Here is a 20437-nt window from a genome sequence, read left to right on the forward strand (position 1 = left end):
TTATTTCTTCAAATGCCAATAAAAGATTAAACCAACTTGTGTACGATACCCGCTCCAATCGGCGTCAAACACAGCCGGAGCACCCGAGTCGGAAGCATGTAACCCTTTGAAAGGGTCCCATTCATATCCAACGCTTACATTCAACGCCGCATAGCGGCAAAGGCCGATTTTGACACCGAAAGCCGGTTCCACGAAAAAGTTGGTTCCGGACAATTTCCGCTCGTTTATAAAAGTTTGATCCGGCAATAAATCAAAAAACATATCTTCACTCAGCTTCACCTTATTCAATACAGCTCCTGCTGACAGCTGCAAATAAGGTTGGAAAGTCAGAAACCCAAGCGGTTCATTCGCTAAACGAAACCGGTAAAAAGCACCCAACTTGTAGCCTTTATCCCGCATCTCGAAATAATAATGCCCGGAATAATCGGTCAGTCCTCTCTTTCCCGCCGTATTCATATAATTAAACAGAACACCGAAATGATGGTTTCCCCACTCCATCCCGACCCGGGTATCCTGTGTCAAGTAACCAGGGAAATTATCAACAATCTCTGCCCCGTCAAAAGGGATTTCCGCATCTTTCAAATAATCTTTCATCTCCGACATCCGGTAATCGCCATAGCCAAAGTTATATTCGAGCGTCAAAGATTGAGCATGGCCCGACAGACCAAAAGTCAGCAATACATATAGAGTTAATAATATTCGTTTCATTTCTGTATATAATTATCAAGATTTAAAGCATAACCGTTTCCAGCACATAAGGTATTCCCATATAACCAAAGATAAGAGGTATCCACATTTCCGGATAATAACTCATCTCCGCTTTGTGGGTTTAGAATGACAAAACGTTCCCTGTTGGCAAGCAATAAATAACCGGTTTTAGGGTCAACATTCCGTACTTCCAATTCCGGATAACTGAATGTCCGTAGTGTAGAGAAACTATTGGAACAGTCATACATCGTCACTTTATTGCCATCGGAAACAAACAGCCGCTCAGAATGCAGCAAATCCAGACACCAAGAGGTGAAAGGCGCAGACAATTTACCGATAGGATGACATTGATAATTGTCAAATCCGGCCACACTCAATTCTCCCTTATATTCATAATACATATACTTGGCATCAGGTGTCACATACGTTTCCGTCACACTTCCAAGTCCTTCCGGCAAAGCGAACCGACGTTCTTCCTTTGCCGTAGGCACATCATACACAATCCCTGTCAATTTTGTATCTTCATTTAAGAATGTAATCAGTTTTCCGTCTTTAGTCAGAGCCATCCGCCCGGTAAAACTAACCGGGTGCTCCACTGACAAAAGAGTAGCCTGCTTCATGCTGCTATTTTCAAATATTTCGATACCCCAAACATGGAGGGCCGCCATTCGTGTATCGTAAACAGAGAAAGCATATGCTTCTACATTGGGTTGTTGAGTACTATTAAATTGCGCAACCTGGCTACAATCGGGCAAACGCCAACTGGTGACTTCATTGTACGAACTTACATACAACCTGTCCTCTTGTAAATTATAGCCATAACGAGGCCAGTTCCCATTAGGAGTAACAGGTACACCCAGCTCCAAACCTCTCTCCACGACATAAGTATAATCCATCCAACGGTCGGCCACATCAAATGCTTTAAACCGCAATTCAATCCATTGAGACACATCACTGAAACCGGCGATGGGGATATCCACAGAACTGCCATTCGGAACGTTATCTGCGATTAATTTATCTTTATAATAAACGCTTGCTACCGAACGATAAGGATTATTCCAAGATAAACGAACCTTATCCAAAGCCAAATGTTCTATTTTCACTTGCGGATCTACCGCTTTCAATTCAGTCTTCCCCAATGAATAGGGACGGATACTTTCGTCTTTGAAATAAATAAAGACTTCGTACGTACAAGCTTCACCCACGTAACCTCTGTCCACAAAAGTATGGCTATCGAAACTGCCAATTTTCCTTTCATAGGAATAATGGGGTTTGGAATAGACAATCCGATAATGGTCAAATTGAGCACGCAGGTCTTCTTCTGTCTCCCACGAAAGTTCTATATACCCTTCTTCATTCACCCGGTAAGCCAGAGGGATATCCCCTGTTTCCCGAACAAAAACTTTCACGGGCCACGTTTTCTCCCCGATAAAAGCTTCTCCATTTGCTTGGTCGAGAAGGCTGCCGCTATTCGTTTTCAGATAAATCCGGCAACTCAGTTCGTGCATTCCGTTGGAAAGATGGTCTGTATTTACATAAAAGTCACCTGATGCCCCTTCCATTTCCCATTTCTGGTCATCTATTTCAAACTCACACTTCAAAAACCGATAACCGGGAACCCGTATACTGTAAGCAATGGAAGTAGAGCCTTCTATATAAATTTGCTCCCCTACCGGTACGCCCCAAAGCTCTATTTCAGCATGTACATCATCTGCCGACGGTACTTCCAGTTCTACTAAATTCTCTCCTGTTTCATATTCGCAGCCCGCTAACAAAATAAACAGACTCAAAAACAGATAAACAACTCTCCTCTTCATCTTCTCTCTTTTATTCTTTAATTATCCGAACAACTGCCGGAAAGCTTCTTCTACTTTTTTTACCTGAACGATTTGTATCTGACACTTAGACGTATCAAATCCTTTCAAATTATTGTGCGGGATAATGATACGGGAAAAGCCTAATTTTTCCGCTTCCAGGATACGTTGTTCGATACGATTAACCGGACGGATTTCTCCCGATAGTCCGACTTCACCGCACATACAGATGCCCGGCTCGATACTGATGTCCAAACTCGATGAAAGTACCGCACTAATAACAGCCAAATCGATAGCCGGGTCGTTCACTTTCAGTCCACCGGCAATATTGAGAAACACATCCTTTTGTATCAATTTAAACCCTGCCCGCTTTTCCAAAACAGCCAGCAGCATATTCATACGCCGAAGGTCAAATCCGGTAGCACTCCGCTGCGGAGTTCCATAAACAGCAGAACTTACCAATGCTTGCGTTTCAATCAGAAAAGGCCGAATTCCTTCGATAGCAGCCGCAATGGCAACTCCACTTAAACCTTCATGATTTTGCGTCAGCAATAACTCCGAAGGATTGCTGACTTCACGCAATCCATCCTGACGCATTTCATAAATACCCAGCTCGGCTGTACTGCCAAAACGATTCTTAATACTGCGCAAAATACGATACATATAATGTTGGTCGCCTTCAAACTGAAGCACCGTATCGACAATATGTTCCAAAACTTTCGGTCCGGCAATACTACCTTCTTTATTAATATGACCTATCAACAGGACAGGGACACCGCTTTCCTTGGCATATTTAAGGATAGCAGCACTACATTCGCGTACTTGCGAAATGCTGCCGGGAGAAGATTCTACCAGTTCCGTATAGATAGTTTGTATGGAATCGATTATCAACAAGTCCGGTTTGACATTTTCCGCTTGTACAAAGATGTGTTCAAGATTGGTTTCACTGAGGATAAAACAGTCTGGATTTTGATACTTCAAACGGTCGGCACGAAGTTTAAGCTGACGGCTACTTTCCTCTCCGGAAACATATAAGGTCTTTAATCCGTTCAGCCCCAGAATGGTTTGTAGTACTAATGTAGACTTCCCGATACCCGGTTCTCCTCCTATCAGGACCAGCGAACCTTTTACCAATCCTCCTCCCAATACACGATTCAATTCATTGTCATGCAAATCGATACGCTCTTCTTCTTCAGAAGTTATATCACGGAGCAGTACAGGACGTACCTTACCGCTTTCCATAATACCGGGAACTACCCGTTTCGAAGCCGGTTCTTTTGTCACGACCTCTTCCACATAAGTATTCCATTCACCACAATTAGGACATTTACCTATCCATTTCGGAGAGTCGGCCCCACAATTGGAACAGACATATACTGTTTTCGTCTTAGCCATACACCTCGATTGTTTGTCGCAAAGATACGGAAAGTTAATAATATAGAAACAGACACTATATTCTTTTATGCTTCCAGAAAAAATAAAACAGAGCTTTCATATGTACCCAACTCATGCGGGAGAATAAACGCTTACTCGTTATCTGCTGATACTCATGTATAAAAGACACAGAAGGAAGATAACAAACTTTCCACCCTAAAATTCCTGCCCGCAAACAAAAATCGGCATCTTCCGGGCCGTAAAAAATATGTTCGTCCAACAGTCCGACTTGTTCAATCGCCTTTTTTCGTATAAACTGGCAGGCACCGATGATATATTCCACTTCAAAAGCATCGGATAGCTTCATCTGCCGATGATAAAACTGAGACTCATTCAGACGCTCTATCCGACTTTTCATCCAATCTGCCCCTTTACATTTCTTTAATAAGGAACTGAGTACATTATACATTTTGAAACGGAAGGAAGGATAACGACGGCAACTATCCTGAACCTGACCTGCCGAATTTACTAATTTACAACCGCAAAGCCCGCAATCATCATGTGTATCCATATATTCCGTCATCGCCTCCCGGGCCTCTCTATTCACCACTGTATCGATATCCAACAACCAGACAAATCGTCCTTTTGCTTGTCGCAATCCGATGTTACGGGCTTTTGCCACACCCAGATTTCTCGTTTGCGGGAAAAAAGAGACATCCGGCCTGTTTATATAAGGCAACAGAAGTTCGCGTGTGGTATCCGTCGAATTGTTATCAATCAGGATAAACTCCCGTTTCATTCCTTCAGTAGCCCTCCATACGGAATCCAGGCAATCTTTCACAAACCGGTCGGAATTCCAAGTGATAAGAATAATGCTAAGTTCCATCATCTTACCCGAATAACTTTATCTTCAATGCAGCCAACGCAATGCGAAAATCATGAAAAGAAGAGAATTTCCGCATATTCCGCCAAACAAAGGACGGGGAAAGGAAAAAACGCAGATTATTGCGAAACAGCAATCTTTCCATTTGTTCAGAAGTTAGATTCGGATAACTCAAAATAGAATTACGTTGTACATCCGTAGGCGTATATTCTCCCCCTTTTATCCAGCCATTCTCCTTAGCCAATTCGTAAAATTCCGTAGCAGGAAAAGGAGACACAATATTAAACATCACCTGGTCCACTTTCAATTGTTTTGCTTTACGCAATGTATCCCGGATGGTTTCTTCCGTCTCTATCGGACTGGTACCAATCAGTATATTCAGTTTGACAGGCACCTTGTACTTCTTCAATAAACGAATGGCGGAATAAATCTGTGCTTCCGTAATTCCTTTCTTTATATAACGCAGGATATCATCATTAAATGATTCAACTCCTAAGTCGACATACCGGCAGTCATACTCACTTAGCATGGCGGCAATCTCTTCGTTAATAGCATCGACACGTGCCTGACATCCCCAGACAAGCTGATGTTTCTTCAATGCCTCACCTATCACTTTCAGGCGTTTGGACGTAACGATAAAGTTATCATCCATAAATCCGATAGCCCGAAATCCCTGTGCCGCCAGTTCTTCTATTTCGGCAACAACATTTTCCGGTGAACGGAAACCGATAGGTGGTTTCTTCCCCTCATGTTCCTTTTTATATTCTATCTCTCTGGCAAAAGTAAGCGAACTGGGCACGCAATAAATACAATGAAACGGACAGTTGCGTGATGTTACCACCGACATGTAGGGAGAGACTTTCAATTTCGGATTGGAGAAAACATAATTCTGAATAAAATGAATAGCTGGAAAAGGTAACTCATCCAAATTTTTAATAAGCGGACGAGCAGGGTTATTAATTACTTTTCCCGATACCGAATCGAGATAAGAAATACCTTTTATATTCCTCCAATCGCTACCTGTAGCCAAGAGAGTAATTAACTCGTCGACAGTCTCCTCCGGCTCTCCACGAACCACAATCGAAGCCGTATTCTCCAACAACAAGGAAGTAAAATAAGTTCCTCCCGGACCTAAAAATACAGAAACAGCTTCTGGCCGTTGCTTATAAATAAACGCTTGAAGCTCTTTGTCGGTCGGGATAGAAAGATTGACAGTCCAAAAGAAATAGCAATCACTATTATCTTCCCGAAGAAAGTCAAAACAATCTTCTTTCGTTCCTCCAGCCAATACAAAGTTCTTATATTGTACATTCCATCCCTTCTTTTCCAGTACAGCCGCTACAGTAAGTTCATAAATATTCGGCATATCGTAAACTACGCGCGTACACCCGGCAGTACGTTCCGCCGGTTTGTAACCATCTAACGAAGGAGGAGTAATAAATGTTATTTTCATATTTGCCACATACCAGATTAGTTGTTTATTCCCCAAAAGTTAGCTGAATAAATCAAGAGTCAATTGCTTCTTCTCTGCCTCCAGCTTACGAAGGTGGCGTTTACCTTGGGGAGTAATGATTTCCAGCTTATCGAAACGGGTACGAATAACGGTACGTACCGTATAACTTATATTAACGGTTTCGCCCAACTCACTCAACTTACGTTCTATTTCCAGCACGCAATCGATACACATACCGCTTACAAATGAAATCTTTTCATCAAACATCTGTTTCTTGAAATCTTCATCACACATATAGAAATCAATGGTTTCACCCCCTTTATTGTAAATACCTTTCCAGCGGTAGCGACTGTCTTTCAAGACAGGTGAAATTATCTCGATAGTTGCTTTATTATCTTTCACCATCGGCAAATCGTCCGAACGGAGAATATAATAATCAAACTGTTCACGTTTTACTTCCAATGAACCGGAACGACTGCGGTTGTTTTCATTCAATTCCCGGAAAGTTATCTTTGTCACTTTCGGATACCCCCGTAAAGCCTCATAAAAGTTTGATTTATATTTACAAAAGCGAGGCATTGAGCTTAATAAATCGACTAATTCATGCGGAATAAGCGCTCCGGGAGTCTTCAACTTCAGATTACGACGAAGAATAGCCAGTTCTTTCTGCATTTTCTCTTCGTCTGCAACGGTACGGTCGGCAATAGGTTGTCCGCCAACCGATAAGGAAGGACGAGTAAATATCTGCATGAATAAATTCAACACAATTGAGATGGAACGGGAACTTTCACCGGCAACCGACCGTATATCCCGGAATCCCTCTTGGGCGCAAGGTTCATCGTAAATCGTCATTTTTACGTCCAACATATCAGCCAATACCCGTAATGCAGTAAGGACTTCCTTCTCACAGCGATGTCGAATCAGAGCATCCATATAGTTGGATTTATCGTTGAAGTAGTATCGTAGTTCAAGTTTGTTATCAAACTTTATCATGATGATTTTTATTAAGAATTAAGTATCAAAGATTTTTACCGGCAAATATTTATTTATCCGTTTTCGGTTTCCGGTCAAAGAACGGATTTTTCGACGAGGCGCTTACCGGTATAGCCATAACCGAACCGCAGCCTTCCAACCATCCCATTTTCTGGGCCGCCAAGCCGGCACTAAACATCACCCGGGTATCCAAACGCCAATCCGCAGCCGTTGCACAAGCCGAACCTATTGCTATTCCCAAATCAACAGAATTAATTGTGCAAGGGACAGCAGCCGGTTTTTCCACACAGGTTTTAAAACCGCAGTGCGCACAATTCAAACCTTGCACCTGTTGACGAGTACCTATAATCAAAATAGCTTCCGCCTGCAATATATTATCCGCGTCACGTAAGAAAAACTTCAGACCTGTCTCTCCGGACATTTCTATCAGCTTATCCGAAAGGCGACGAATATCTCCATCCGTTACCATTGCAATCTCGATAATATCAATTCCCTTACCTTTCGGGGCGGTACGGGCAGCAGTCATCATCTGACAGACTGCTTGTAAAACATGCTCGTGTCGTATTCCTCTTTCGTTCTGTATCATATTCTATTGGTTTAGTAGGAACAAAGATACGCTTTTACTCGTTTTCGAGTTTAAGATTCGTCATCTTTTCTGTAATCTTAAACGGATAATCTGGATATTCGTAAAGGCTGAAACGAGGTTCGGTAATTCCCTCCGAATAATTCCAGATACTGGCATATTCTTTTACATCTTCTCCCATTTCTTGTAATTGTCTGAGATACGCCGCTATAGACTTGTTTTCCACAATGTAAACCTCTCCCATCCGATTAATAATCGGGCTATGACGCCGGCTATTATCATGACTGAACTTCAAAATACGTTTTCCTTCGGGAGTAAGCCCGATAGTCGTAAAAGTCATACTTTTACCAATAGCCGGAAGATTCAATACATTCCGGTCGGTAGCCGCAAACAACAAATGATTCTCCTTCAAGAAACTAATAAGTTTCTTACCCAGCGGTCTTTCATGCCGGACAAGACGATACAAATCTCTCTGTTTGTTTCTAGGAACCAATCCAAAGACTTTCTCTTCCTGCTGTTCCTGCAAAGAACGACTGTTCGGAGCAAAAACTGCATAATTCTCATGAAAACCTTTTACAGAAAAAGTATAATAACAAATCACCCCCATTGCATTCAATGTCTGGCGTAATTTTGCCGTATGTCCGCGGCGGGAAACTGCAACCGTATACACTAACTGATTCGTAATAATCCATCCGGCAGACAAAATCGCTTCTATGGCCCGTTTTGCTTCCGGTGTCACCTCCAACGGCGACTGAAAATGAGTTTGTATAATAAACTGGGAAACACCTATCAAAGAAGCTTTATTCTTGAAATCTCTTAAAATTGCAACCAATTCGTCCGTAATACGCAGTGGCAGGTAAGCCGGCAAACGGCTTCCCAGGCGTACTCGTTGCAGTTCAGCATATTTTTCCCCCTCCGGACGATTCTCATTGGCTTTTCGTTTACGGACAGCCATCTTGTAAACAGCATCCAAAATATTACGCAAGGTTGCATTCTGGCTCATCAACGCGTCACCACCCGTAATCAGGATATCCCGCAACTGGGCATCTTCTTCGAAATAACGCATCAGGCGACGCAACTTCTTATCCCATGTTTCCTTAGGCTTAAGTGCTTCGAAATCAAAATTAAGCCGTTCGCTCTGAAAATCATACATACGTTGACAAGAAGCACACAAACCTCCACAAGCCCGTCCCATCGAATCCGGTATCAGAATAGCTACATCCGGATAACGACGATGTATATTATGCCCGTCCGGTAACAACCAACCGGCCGCATTCGGCTGCCCGCTGACAACAATATCTTCTTTCTCCCAAGCTTTAATTTCCCCGTAAGTATCCACCAATTCATCCGAATAAAGCACATACGAACGAATTGTAGCATCATCATACCCATTCGAACTGGTATTCAACAGCGACAAATAGTAGGGAGTAACGAAAAAAGGCATTCCTTTTTTCCGTGCGCGAGCCAACATTTGCATGGTTTCTTCGGAAAGAGAACCTCCTAAAAAGAAATTTAATTCAGTCGGACTTTTTATAGCCATTGCCAAATGAAAGCGACTCGTATTCCACCATTCTTTCACCAAAGTATATTTCTCGGCATACGACATATTTTCCGCAAACTGATACCTGGATGATAAAGAATGTCTCCGCTCAATTTTTCGTATCAGCCCGGCGATAATACGTTCCTTGTTCGATGCCCGTATAGCTTTCACTTCTTCATCCAGTCCGGTAGGCCACCGGTTCATCTGACGCTTCACCAATGCCCGGTCCGGAACAGTTTCTTCAGAATGCTCCAAAAGCTCAAACTGCCGATATAGGTCTATAAAAAAATCCGGAGAAACCTTTTCCGACAGCTTTCCGGTCAAAAATTGCCAAAAAAGAGTCAATGTCCGTACCGGCAAATCCTCCCCCGTAGATAATTCCGATACAATTGTATTATCGTGTTCAATTAAAAGCAGAATATGTTTCGCTACGCAATTTCTCATACTACTGCCCCCTTCACTACTGATGACATGAGAAGAAACATAAGAGCGCAAAGCCTCCTTAAAAAGCTCTGCGCTCTCACTTTCCTCTGCCATTATCACCAGTTGAGGAAAATCGCGATTGAACACTTTAAACAGTTGAGAATTGTCATACGAAAGTAATCTTCTTTTAATCATAAGCAAATATAATTTTATTGTTGATTGTTATAAAACTAGGACGAATACATTTATCCACAAATATAGCATTTTTCATCAACAATAAAAAGACATTCACGATTAAAACATCTTAAGCTGCCCGTAATACACGACAAAATGATACTTTCACCACCAATCACCCCTTATTTACGCTTCAAACGGACTTCATATAAATCATGATGTCTATCTTTCAGATTACGAACACTTCCGTATGTATGTAATTCATTCCGTAAATCAAGGTCTACATCCGAAACCAGCATCATCTCTGTATTCGGAATACGGCCACCAAACATTATCGCATTCAGATTCAAACTTTCACACAAATCCGCTATTTTGCGGATTTTATCCCTGACAAAAAACAATAAAAAAAGTCCTACAATTAGTTTATATTGTAGAACTTATCCCCTTTTTAACCCTTTTATCTCAGGATTTCAGCGGAGAGAGCGGGATTCGAACCCGCGAAACCCTTTAGGGGTTTACACGCTTTCCAGGCGTGCCTCTTCAACCACTCGAGCATCTCTCCTTATAAGAAAAATATTTTTATAAAAAGAGAAAGCAGCTGCTTTGGCTGCTTTCTGCGGAAAGACAGGGATTCGAACCCCGGGAACCTCTCAGTTCAACGGTTTTCAAGACCGCCGCAATCGACCACTCTGCCATCTTTCCTTGTCTCAAAGACGGGTGCAAAAGTAGATAGTTTGTTCGAATTATGCAAGTAATTGGAATATTTTCTTTTGAGATTCATGTTCATCATTTGTACAACTGCTGATTTTCAGTCCTATACTTTTATATCGAGAGTTGCAACAATATGCCGCAAGCATAACTTCCGTACAACAAACTCCCCGCAAGCATCCGCCCTCCTCTCTGTCCGGAAAAGAGATGAAGGCGGAGCAAGGGAAAAAAAGAGTTGCCGGACCTCCACCTGGTGATATTGTCCGGCAGTGGTAATCTTATTGAGGGTTTTTCTTCTTTTTTATCAAAAACGTTTCTGCCATCATCGGGAATAACTCCAACAACAGTACCTCTTTCTCATTTTCAGCCAGTGGAACACCCCACTCCTCTACTAGCGGATTTTCCTGCATCTCGTATTCAGAAGGGTCATAAGCCACTTCATCACGTGAACCGGTTATTTTCAAACGAAATTCAGGCTCTACCGGTATAGGAGTTTTTCCATACTCGCCTTTTACCAAAGAGATAAATTGATTAGAAGGATGGCTATACATCGGACATTCTTTTGCCTGCTCCAAAGCACAAGAAACAGCCTGAGCCGCGATAATCCGGCTTATTGGTGTGACCAAAGGAGGCAAACCGGCATCCATACGGACCTGTGGAATAAGGGACATTGCCTTTTCTAGCAAATCCAATTGTCCCAATTGTTTCAACTGGGCGACCATATTAATGTACATGCTCTCCGGTATCTGTGACTGTTTTACCAACTCATTCGGTTGGGGGAAATTAAAATATTCTTCAATAGCATGGCAAAACAAAAGTAAATCTTCCTCCTTATCCTTTCTAGCAGCTTCGATAGCATCATTGAAGAACCTGTCGACTTCCGTCGGTATTTTGTCTTTCAATGGATTAAAAGGTTTCGGGAATTCCCGGACAGCATCAAAAGCCGACAGTTCTTTTCTGATGGCAAGCAACCGGGCATTCATTTTAGAAATTACTTCCATATTAACATCCAACTCTATTCCCATCTTTTTACAAAAAACATACACCAACTCTATAGCCGGAGCAGCAGAGCCACCCGCAAAATACCAACCATTCGTATCCACAATGTCCACTCCGTTCACAATCGCAGACAAAACAGAAGCTAAGCCATATCCCGAAGTACAATGAGTATGGAAATCGACCGGAACTTTCAGATTCTTCTTCAACAGACGTATCAATTCGGCAGTCCGTGCCGGAGGAATCAAACCATTCATATCTTTAAGCGTAATCATATCTGCTCCTAAGGCCTCCATCTGAAGAGCCTTATCTATAAAATACTCGTTTGTGAAAACAGGTTTATGCAAAGAATGGCCGTGCAAAGCAGCCACAATACGCTCTACAGCCGAATGATGAGGATCGAGGGTATAACAAACGGCACAATCGGCTATACCTCCAAACCGTTTCACATATTTCACTGTCGATTTAATATTCTCTACATCATTCAAGGCATCAAAAATACGCATGATATCTAAGCCGGACTCGATGGAAACCCGGCAAAAACCTTTTATTATATGGTCTGGATACGGATCATAACCAAGCAGATTGCGACCACGGGAAAGAGCCGCCAATTTTGATGTATCCCCTATAGCCATTTTTATTTTCTCAAGACGTTCCCAAGGATTTTCTCCCAAATAGCGCATGATAGAATCCGGAACAGCTCCTCCCCATACTTCCATAGCGTAAAAACCAGCTTCCTTATAATAAGGAAGTAAATCATCTATCTGTGTCTGTGACATTCTTGTTGCCAATGCAGATTGCTGACCATCACGGAGAGTCAAGTCCCGAATCAAGAGTTTTCGAATCATACCTAATTAACTGTTTAGACCGTTTATAACTTATTCTCTATAATTAATAACAAAACTTAAACAACTTTGATTAGGAGACGAGGTTAAGAATAGCAAATATTTATAAAAACGGGAGAATAACATAAAAAAATGCAGGTAACATATCATTTATGTATACCTGCATTTCGTATATAAAGAAACTTCTTATCAGAATGTCACTTCAACCCCTCCCATTACAATGGCTTTCGGCATCGGGAAACCATAATTGATAGTGTACCGGGCCGCTGTCAGATTTTCGCCCTTCACAAACAGGTTCAAACCCTTATCATAAGTTCCGAAACGGTAGGCTGCACGAGCATTCAGAGTGGTATAATCCTCTTCTACTTTAGGCTCTTTATCTGTTTGAGTATACAAATCGAATATAGACTGGACACTTACATTAAAAGTGAAACGTCCGGGAGTATAAGTAATACCGCCATAAGTCTTATGCTTCGGGGCAGCTAGAAGAGGCTTACTGGTATACAAATAGCTGTAATTCGCATCGACGGACAAATTTTTACAAATATCATAAGATAATTCAAACTCAAATCCTTTATTCGTAAAAGGTCCTGTATTCTGATTCAATTTTCTATTTTCACCCTCAACCGGAAGCGTTTCTATCAGATTCTTTCCTTTAATATAAAAACCTGTCAACTCGGCATGCAGACGATTTTCCAGAAAAAACTGACCGATAGACACCTCATAATTCATCATACTTTCAGGTTTCAAATCCGGATTTTGAGGTGGAAACATATACATTTCCTTTATATTCGGACTTCGAAAACCTTTGGAAACAGAGGCTTTTATTGTATTCCCCTCAAACGGACGAACCACAACACCTCCCTGCGGAATCCATTCGCCTCCAAAAACACTATTATGTTCATAACGTATTCCCGCATTCAAACTGAACAAATCGCATAAGTCCTGTTGAGCAATCAAATAACCGGCTGTTTCATTAACGGACTTATCTGCCAAGTCTCCGGTTTTCTCCCCTGTGTCGATTGATTCATTCCAGGCTTTACCTCCCCAATTTTTATAATCAACTCCGACAGTAAAACTATTGCCCTGAAAAAGACGGAATGATTGATAAAACATGACTCCGGTATTATGGTCGTCCGAAAGAAAGTAAGCGGTCTGAGGATTTTGATTTGCTTTATAGCCATCATTTATTTTATGATGTCCCCAATTATAAAAAACACGAAGAGCACCACTCACTTTTCCATAATTATTTTCAGCAGCTAAAGAAGTTGTTCCACGAAAGATATCCATGACATTATCTGTCAACGGCTCATAAATGGAACCGGGGTTTTCATTTTTGAACTTAGCCAGATTTACATTTCCCAATATTTTATATTTATCATTTATCTGATACCCTAAATTTGCAAACCCATTCGTGATATGAAATTTGGAGTTATCACGATGTCCATCCGTACGGTCATGATTAACGGATACGAAACTGCTGAATTTTCCTACATTATATCCATTATTAACCATATATTTTTGTGTATTGTAAGAACCATACATGACACGGGCCTGTGTACGTCGTCCTTCCTGAGAGTGACGACGGGTAATGATATTCACCACCCCTCCCATTGCATTCGAACCATAAAGTAATGAGCCCGGACCTCGAATCACTTCTACTTTTTCCACATCCGAAGCTACATAGGTATCCGGAAGAGAATGCCCAAAAAGGCCGGCCCACTGCGGTTGTCCGTCAAAAAGCATCAATACTTTATTTCCCTGACCTACTCCACGAATATTCACCGTTCCGGCCGAACCTGTCGAAACGCCAAAACCTGTAATACCCTTCTCTGTAACAAACAATCCGGGTACGCGTTCTGACAAAACCGGAAGTAAAGCCGACTCACTACTGCTTTCTATTTCATTCCGCCCTATCACAGAGATTGTCAGCGGTACACTATTACGATTTACATCAATCTTATTTGCAGTGACTATCACTTCTTTCAAATTAATAAGACTATCAATCGTTACGGGATCTGAAGCAAACACAAATGAACTGAATAACAGTCCATAGACAAGTAGAATTTCTTTCCTCATACTTATTTATTTCTATATTAATATTTCCGTATCTACCCAAAACAAACCTAAAAAACTCAACAAATGTAACACGTTTTTTTAAAAACGTGTTACTCTGGAGAAAAAAAAATAGAATCAGTCTGCTCTACTCATCACCAGCTTTCCATGTTTAATACCTTTGATTGTTGTCAATTTGTCGGATAGTTCCGTCAAACGATGTGCCTCTCCCATTACCGTCGCAATATGCAAACAGAAATTCTGATTTATATAATATTGAGATGATGAAAGTATAACATCCTGATAATTTTGCTGGACTGCGGCAATCCGGGATGTTATCTCCTTTTTTACCTGGTCGTACATAATAATAATAGTTCCCGCAACAGTATGATTGCATTGCCATTTCGTTTCCGCTACATTTTTCTCTATCAGAAAACGAATCGCTTGCGAACGATTGGCAAAGCCGTTATCATCCACATATTGGTCTAATGATTCTAACAAATCGTCTTCCAAAGAGACACCAAAACGTTTTAGTGACATAATTTATATCTGTTTATATAATTGAACGTAAAGATATAATATTTTTCCCATATTTGCTTTTTCGGCAAAAAATTAAAATCTTTTTGGGGATTTCAATTGTTTCTTATATGATAACAGTTATAAATAATAATCCGTATGAAAAAAATAGTATTACTTCGTCATGGCGAAAGTGTCTGGAACAAAGAAAACCGTTTTACAGGCTGGACAGATGTGGATTTGACGGAAAAAGGGGTAGAAGAGGCTACCAAAGCAGGAAATCTGTTGAAAGAAAAAGGATTTAAATTTGACAAAGCCTACACCTCTTATCTAAAACGGGCAGTCAAAACGTTGAATTGTGTGCTGGACCGCATGAATCAAGATTGGATTCCGGTGGAAAAAAGTTGGAGGTTGAATGAAAAGCACTACGGTGCTCTACAGGGACTAAACAAAAGCGAAACAGCCGAAAAATACGGGGATGAACAAGTTCTTATCTGGCGTAGAAGCTATGATATAGCCCCGATGCCCCTTAAAGAGGATGATCCGCGCAACCCACGTTTCGAACTTCGCTATAAAGAGGTTCCGGACAGTGAATTACCTCGTACCGAATCATTAAAAGATACGGTGGAGCGAATTTTGCCGTATTGGAAAGAAGAGATTTTCCCTTCACTTGAAACAGCCGACGAAATACTGGTAGCAGCTCATGGTAATAGTCTGCGTGGTATTATCAAATACCTGAAGGATATTCCGGATGATGAAATCGTGCATCTGAACCTGCCGACTGCTATCCCCTATGTATTCGAATTCGATGACAACCTGAACCTGACGAACGACTATTTCCTTGGCAATCCGGAAGAAATCAAAAAATTGATGGAAGCCGTAGCCAATCAAGGTAAAAAGTCAAAAAAATAACAGAGGCATTTTTATCCATTTCCTGTTAATCCAGAGATAGTACTTTTCATCTATCTCTGCAGATTGACAGAATGTTCTCCATTTGAGTGTTTTACCTTCGAATCGGTACGTTAAAAAGAGTTACATGTGCGGGTAATTTATTTTACCCGCCATACTAATCCAATTTAGTCGCTATACTAGTGACATTTTGATAATCGAAAATGTACCGACGTTTAAATAAAAATTTCCGCCAAAAATTAAATTCAATTGCGGAAGAAGTTATCTTTGTCTAATATTTTCAACATAAACAAATGACAAAACAAGGCACCATATTAGTAGTTGACGATAATAAAGGTATCCTTACCGCAGTACAAATGTTATTGGGGACTTGCTTTGAGAAGGTTATTACCATCTCCACTCCAAATAAAATCAAAAACATATTACATGACGAAGCCATCGATGTGGTTCTTCTTGATATGAACTTCAGTGCCGGTATTAACACAGGTAACGAGGGGTTGTTCTGGCTTTCGGAAATAAAAAAAGAAGATGCTTCGATACAAGTAGTCCTTTTCACAGCTTATGCAGACATCGACCTAGCCGTCCGAGGAATTAAAGAAGGAGCTACCGATTTTGTTGTGAAACCATGGAACAATACAAAACTATTGGATACCATAAAAACAGCTTATGAAATACGCGTAGCCAATCACAAAGGGCTTCCTATCAATAATAAAAAACAGGCAATTTCGAAAGAAAGCGGCATGTTTTGGGGTGAAAGTAATGCCATGCAACAACTGCGTAACTTAATTGAAAAGGTAGCAAAAACTGATGCAAACATTCTCGTGACCGGTGAAAACGGTACGGGAAAAGAGATGCTGGCACGTGAAATCCACATTTTATCCAATCGTAAAAAAGAAGCAATGGTACCCGTGGATATGGGAGCCATCACGGAAACATTGTTCGAAAGCGAATTATTTGGTCACGTTAAAGGAGCTTTTACCGATGCACGTGCCGACCGCCCCGGTAAATTTGAAATAGCAAACAATGGTACTCTTTTCCTCGATGAAATAGGAAATCTTTCCTATCATTTGCAAGCCAAATTGCTAACGGCCTTGCAACGCCGTAGTATTGTCCGTGTAGGAAGTAATACCCCTATCCCCGTTAATATCCGTCTGATATGTGCTACTAACCGAGATTTGCAGGATATGGTACAAAAAGAACAATTCCGGGAAGATTTGCTCTACCGTATTAATACTATCCACGTAGAAATACCTCCTTTACGCGAACGTCCGGAAGACATCGTTCCGCTTACCGAGATTTTCCTCTCCAAATATGCGAATATTTACGGTAAGCAAGCTATACGTCTCAGTCCTGATGCCGAAGATAAACTAAAAACACAACCTTGGTTCGGTAATATCCGTGAATTGGAGCATACCATCGAGAAAGCAGTCATCATTTCCGAGGATGATATTTTGGAAAGTTCCGATTTTGAATTTCCCCGAAAAAAAGAGACACAGACAAAAGAAGTTACGACCCTGGAGGAAATGGAATATAATATGATAAAAAATGCCATGGACAAATTTGGAGGAAATCTGTCGTTGGTAGCCAACCAACTTGGCATTTCCCGTCAAACATTATATAATAAAATTAAACGATATGAATTATAAAATAGCTTAACATGCTGAAGAAACTATATCATAATTTCCACATACGTCTTTCTCTTCTTATCGGATTGACAGTACTTTGTACTTACCTGATATTAGAAGAGGAATGGAGTTGGTTGTTTTTTTCAGCGATTGTTTGGCTACACTTTCTACGTCTAATTGTCATATCAGATAAACGTTATGCACAAAAAGTAGCATTCATGTTTGATGCCATTGATAACAGTGATTATGCCTTCCAGTATGCCACACGCGGACGTTCATCCAATGACAAAATGGTTAGTCAGTCGCTTAATCGTATCACCCAAATATTGTTTCAGGCCAAAGCGGATGCCATCCAAAAAGAAAAATATTACGAGCTTATTTTGAATTCCGTCAACACAGGTATCATCGTACTAGATGATAGCGGTTTTATCTATCAGACCAATAACGAAGCATTGCGTTTGCTGGGATTGACCGTTTTCACGAATGTCCGCCAACTCGAACGTATTGACAAAGAATTACAAAAATTGATTATCAATATACAACCGGGTAATAAACAACAAATTTCGTTTACTAATGAACGGGGAGCTGTCAATCTTTCTATCCGTGTATCCGAGATGACTTTGCAAGACAAGCATGTACGCATACTGGCCATTAATGATATTAACAGTGAATTGGACGAAAAAGAAATCGATTCATGGATTCGTCTCACACGTGTTTTGACGCATGAGATTATGAATTCAGTCACTCCTATTACCTCCCTTAGTGACACCCTTCTGTCCATTCATGAGGATGCAAACAACGAAATACGCAACGGGCTGGAGGTTATCAGTACTACGGGAAAAAGCCTGATTTCTTTTGTAGAATCGTACCGTAAGTTTACTCATATTCCGACTCCGGAACCAACTCTGTTTTACGTGCTGAGGTTTGCCGAACGCATGGTAAAATTGGCACAACATCATATCAATTACCCAAATATCCGCGTAACAGTCAATGTACAACCGTCGGATTTAATTGTTTATGCCGACGAGAACCTTATTTCACAAGTTGTACTCAATTTACTGAAAAATGCTATGCAGGCTATCGGGCCAAAACAAGAAGACGGACACATTGAATTGAAAGCTTATTGCAATGAGGAAGAAGCCGTCTTGATAGAAGTCAGCAACAACGGGCCGGCCATTCCTCCGGAAGAAGTTGAACATATATTCGTACCATTCTTCACCACCAAAGAAGGCGGAAGCGGAATCGGACTTTCTATATCCCGGCAGATTATGCGCCTTTCCGGTGGAAGTATCGCTCTAAAAAGCGTACCTGCTGCTCAAAAAACAACGTTTATATTAACATTCCCGTAATTTATTGAATATTCCAATTATCCGAATTCTTTTTTTCTATAAACATTTTTACCTTTATGCCGTTATACTTATAAGATTTCATTATTTTTAATTATTAGTTTCAAACAACAAAATGAATATATTCAACAAACTCAAAATCAATCACAGCCCTCGTTCAGGTGGGTTAGATTTACTTAAATACATAGGCCCGGGACTACTAGTTACCGTAGGTTTCATAGACCCGGGTAACTGGGCGACCAATCTGGCTGCCGGTTCTGAATTTGGATATGCCCTATTATGGGTGGTCACTTTTTCATCCATCATGCTAATTATTATCCAGCATAACGTCGCTCATTTAGGAATTGTTACCGGGCTTTGTTTGTCTGAAGCGACCAATAAATATATGCCACGAACACTAAGCCGTCCTATTCTGGTATCGGCAATGATGGCAAGTATATCGACTTCGCTGGCAGAGATACTCGGCGGTGCAATTGCACTCCGCATGTTGTTTGGAATGCCCATCAAAGTCGGAGCTGTGATTATTACGATTGTTTGTTTAGGAATGTTATTCAGCAATACATACAGTAAGATAGAACGCTGGATTATTATGTTCGTCTCCATCATCGGTTTGTCGTTCTTATACGAACTGGCATTGGTCGATGTACAATGGGGAGCAGCCATAGAAGGATGGATTAAGCCAACTTTCCCGGAAAACTCAATGCTCATCATCATGAGTGTACTGGGAGCTGTCGTTATGCCTCATAACCTATTCCTGCATTCAGAAGTCATCCAAAGCCGGGAATGGAATTTGGAAGATGAAACAATTATAAAAAAACAACTAAAATACGAATTTTACGATACCTTATTATCAATGGTAATCGGATGGGCTATCAATTCTGCTATGATTATTTTGGCTGCCGCCACTTTCTTCAAACAGAAAATTGCAGTCGATGAATTAGATCAAGCTCAACAACTACTTGTTCCATTAGTCGGAAATAATGCCGGAGTTATATTTGCAGCCGCTTTATTATTGGCCGGCGTATCTTCTACCATTACATCTGGTATTGCCGGAGCTTCTATCTTTGCCGGTTTTTACGGAGAAGCATATAACCATAAAGATCTCCACTCCAAACTAGGTGTTTTGTTGTCGTTTATCCCAGCCTTGCTCATCATCTTCGCAGTTGATGATCCTTTTAAAGGCCTCATCCTCTCCCAAATGTTATTAAGCGTACAGCTACCTATCACCGTATTTACTCAAGTTTACCTGACATCCAGCAAACAGGTAATGGGACAATATGTGAACAGTCGTTCCACGACCATTTTGCTGATTGTTTTAGGAACAATGGTAACAATATTGAATATAGCATTACTAATCAGTTTATTCTAACAAGAATGTAACAAACAAAATAGAGATAACGTTACTAATTAACGTGAAAAAGGAACTCTTTATAAAGTTTTTACTACCTTTGACCGTTCAAATTTAGTGTTACATCAGAAATAAATATAGTAA

16 protein-coding genes and 2 tRNA genes are annotated in these 20437 nt (G+C 40.9%); 4 read left to right on the top strand and 14 right to left on the bottom strand.

The window, feature by feature from the left end; genetic code table 11:
* The 14 genes from DW103_RS07755 to nikR form a co-directional block, all read right to left on the bottom strand.
* Positions 1-708: a hypothetical protein gene (locus DW103_RS07755; RefSeq protein WP_122275097.1), complete on the bottom strand. Its 708-nt coding sequence runs from the start codon at positions 706-708 to the stop codon at positions 1-3.
* On the bottom strand, positions 705-2525 hold the full coding sequence (locus DW103_RS07760; RefSeq protein ID WP_122275098.1) for a hypothetical protein: 1821 nt from the start codon (positions 2523-2525) through the stop codon (positions 705-707). Before DW103_RS07760 ends, DW103_RS07755 begins: the two co-directional genes overlap by 4 nt.
* Before the next feature lie 21 nt (positions 2526-2546).
* Positions 2547-3917, bottom strand: coding sequence for a DNA repair protein RadA (gene radA, locus DW103_RS07765; protein ID WP_122275099.1), 1371 nt, complete (start codon positions 3915-3917; stop codon positions 2547-2549).
* Positions 3918-3972: 55 nt separating this feature from the next.
* Complete coding sequence (locus DW103_RS07770; RefSeq protein ID WP_122275100.1) at positions 3973-4785, bottom strand: glycosyltransferase family 2 protein; 813 nt, start codon at positions 4783-4785, stop codon at positions 3973-3975.
* Position 4786: 1 nt separating this feature from the next.
* Positions 4787-6232, bottom strand: coding sequence for a radical SAM protein (locus DW103_RS07775; RefSeq protein WP_122275101.1), 1446 nt, complete (start codon positions 6230-6232; stop codon positions 4787-4789).
* 39 nt (positions 6233-6271) lie between these two features.
* The gene (locus tag DW103_RS07780; protein WP_122275102.1) at positions 6272-7225 is read right to left on the bottom strand and encodes a hypothetical protein; all 954 of its coding nucleotides are present in this window, start codon (positions 7223-7225) and stop codon (positions 6272-6274) included.
* Between the two features lie 49 nt (positions 7226-7274).
* Positions 7275-7811, bottom strand: a complete 537-nt coding sequence (locus DW103_RS07785; protein ID WP_122275103.1) for a ferredoxin domain-containing protein — start codon at positions 7809-7811, stop codon at positions 7275-7277.
* A 34-nt stretch (positions 7812-7845) separates the two neighbouring features.
* The gene (locus DW103_RS07790; RefSeq protein WP_122275104.1) at positions 7846-9966 is read right to left on the bottom strand and encodes a KamA family radical SAM protein; all 2121 of its coding nucleotides are present in this window, start codon (positions 9964-9966) and stop codon (positions 7846-7848) included.
* 161 nt (positions 9967-10127) lie between these two features.
* Complete coding sequence (locus DW103_RS18045) at positions 10128-10307, bottom strand: hypothetical protein (protein WP_147381194.1); 180 nt, start codon at positions 10305-10307, stop codon at positions 10128-10130.
* A gap of 112 nt (positions 10308-10419) precedes the next feature.
* Positions 10420-10507: transfer RNA gene (locus DW103_RS07795), tRNA-Ser, on the bottom strand.
* Between the two features lie 55 nt (positions 10508-10562).
* A tRNA-Ser gene (locus tag DW103_RS07800) sits at positions 10563-10647 on the bottom strand.
* 284 nt (positions 10648-10931) lie between these two features.
* Positions 10932-12497 carry a carboxylase gene (locus DW103_RS07805; protein WP_122275105.1) on the bottom strand — a complete coding sequence of 522 codons (1566 nt, stop codon included), beginning with the start codon at positions 12495-12497 and terminating at the stop codon, positions 10932-10934.
* A 186-nt stretch (positions 12498-12683) separates the two neighbouring features.
* Positions 12684-14573 (bottom strand): TonB-dependent siderophore receptor, encoded by a 1890-nt coding sequence (locus DW103_RS07810; protein ID WP_122275106.1) that lies wholly within the window; start codon positions 14571-14573, stop codon positions 12684-12686.
* 114 nt (positions 14574-14687) lie between these two features.
* Entirely contained in the window at positions 14688-15089 is a 402-nt protein-coding gene (gene nikR / locus DW103_RS07815; protein WP_122275107.1) for a nickel-responsive transcriptional regulator NikR, read from the bottom strand.
* A gap of 135 nt (positions 15090-15224) precedes the next feature.
* Between nikR and gpmA the strand changes: the two genes are divergently transcribed.
* The 4 genes from gpmA to DW103_RS07835 all read left to right on the top strand — a co-directional run bounded on the left by gpmA (position 15225) and on the right by DW103_RS07835 (position 20314).
* On the top strand, positions 15225-15977 hold the full coding sequence (gene gpmA, locus DW103_RS07820; RefSeq protein WP_122275108.1) for a 2,3-diphosphoglycerate-dependent phosphoglycerate mutase: 753 nt from the start codon (positions 15225-15227) through the stop codon (positions 15975-15977).
* Between the two features lie 290 nt (positions 15978-16267).
* Complete coding sequence (locus DW103_RS07825; protein WP_122275109.1) at positions 16268-17620, top strand: sigma-54 dependent transcriptional regulator; 1353 nt, start codon at positions 16268-16270, stop codon at positions 17618-17620.
* An 11-nt stretch (positions 17621-17631) separates the two neighbouring features.
* Complete coding sequence (locus DW103_RS07830; RefSeq protein ID WP_122275110.1) at positions 17632-18948, top strand: PAS domain-containing sensor histidine kinase; 1317 nt, start codon at positions 17632-17634, stop codon at positions 18946-18948.
* Positions 18949-19060: 112 nt separating this feature from the next.
* Positions 19061-20314 (top strand): Nramp family divalent metal transporter, encoded by a 1254-nt coding sequence (locus DW103_RS07835; protein ID WP_122275111.1) that lies wholly within the window; start codon positions 19061-19063, stop codon positions 20312-20314.
* Positions 20315-20437 lie beyond the last annotated feature (123 nt).

It is taken from the genome of Parabacteroides sp. AM08-6, assembly GCF_003473295.1.
In the GTDB taxonomy this organism is placed as follows: domain Bacteria; phylum Bacteroidota; class Bacteroidia; order Bacteroidales; family Tannerellaceae; genus Parabacteroides.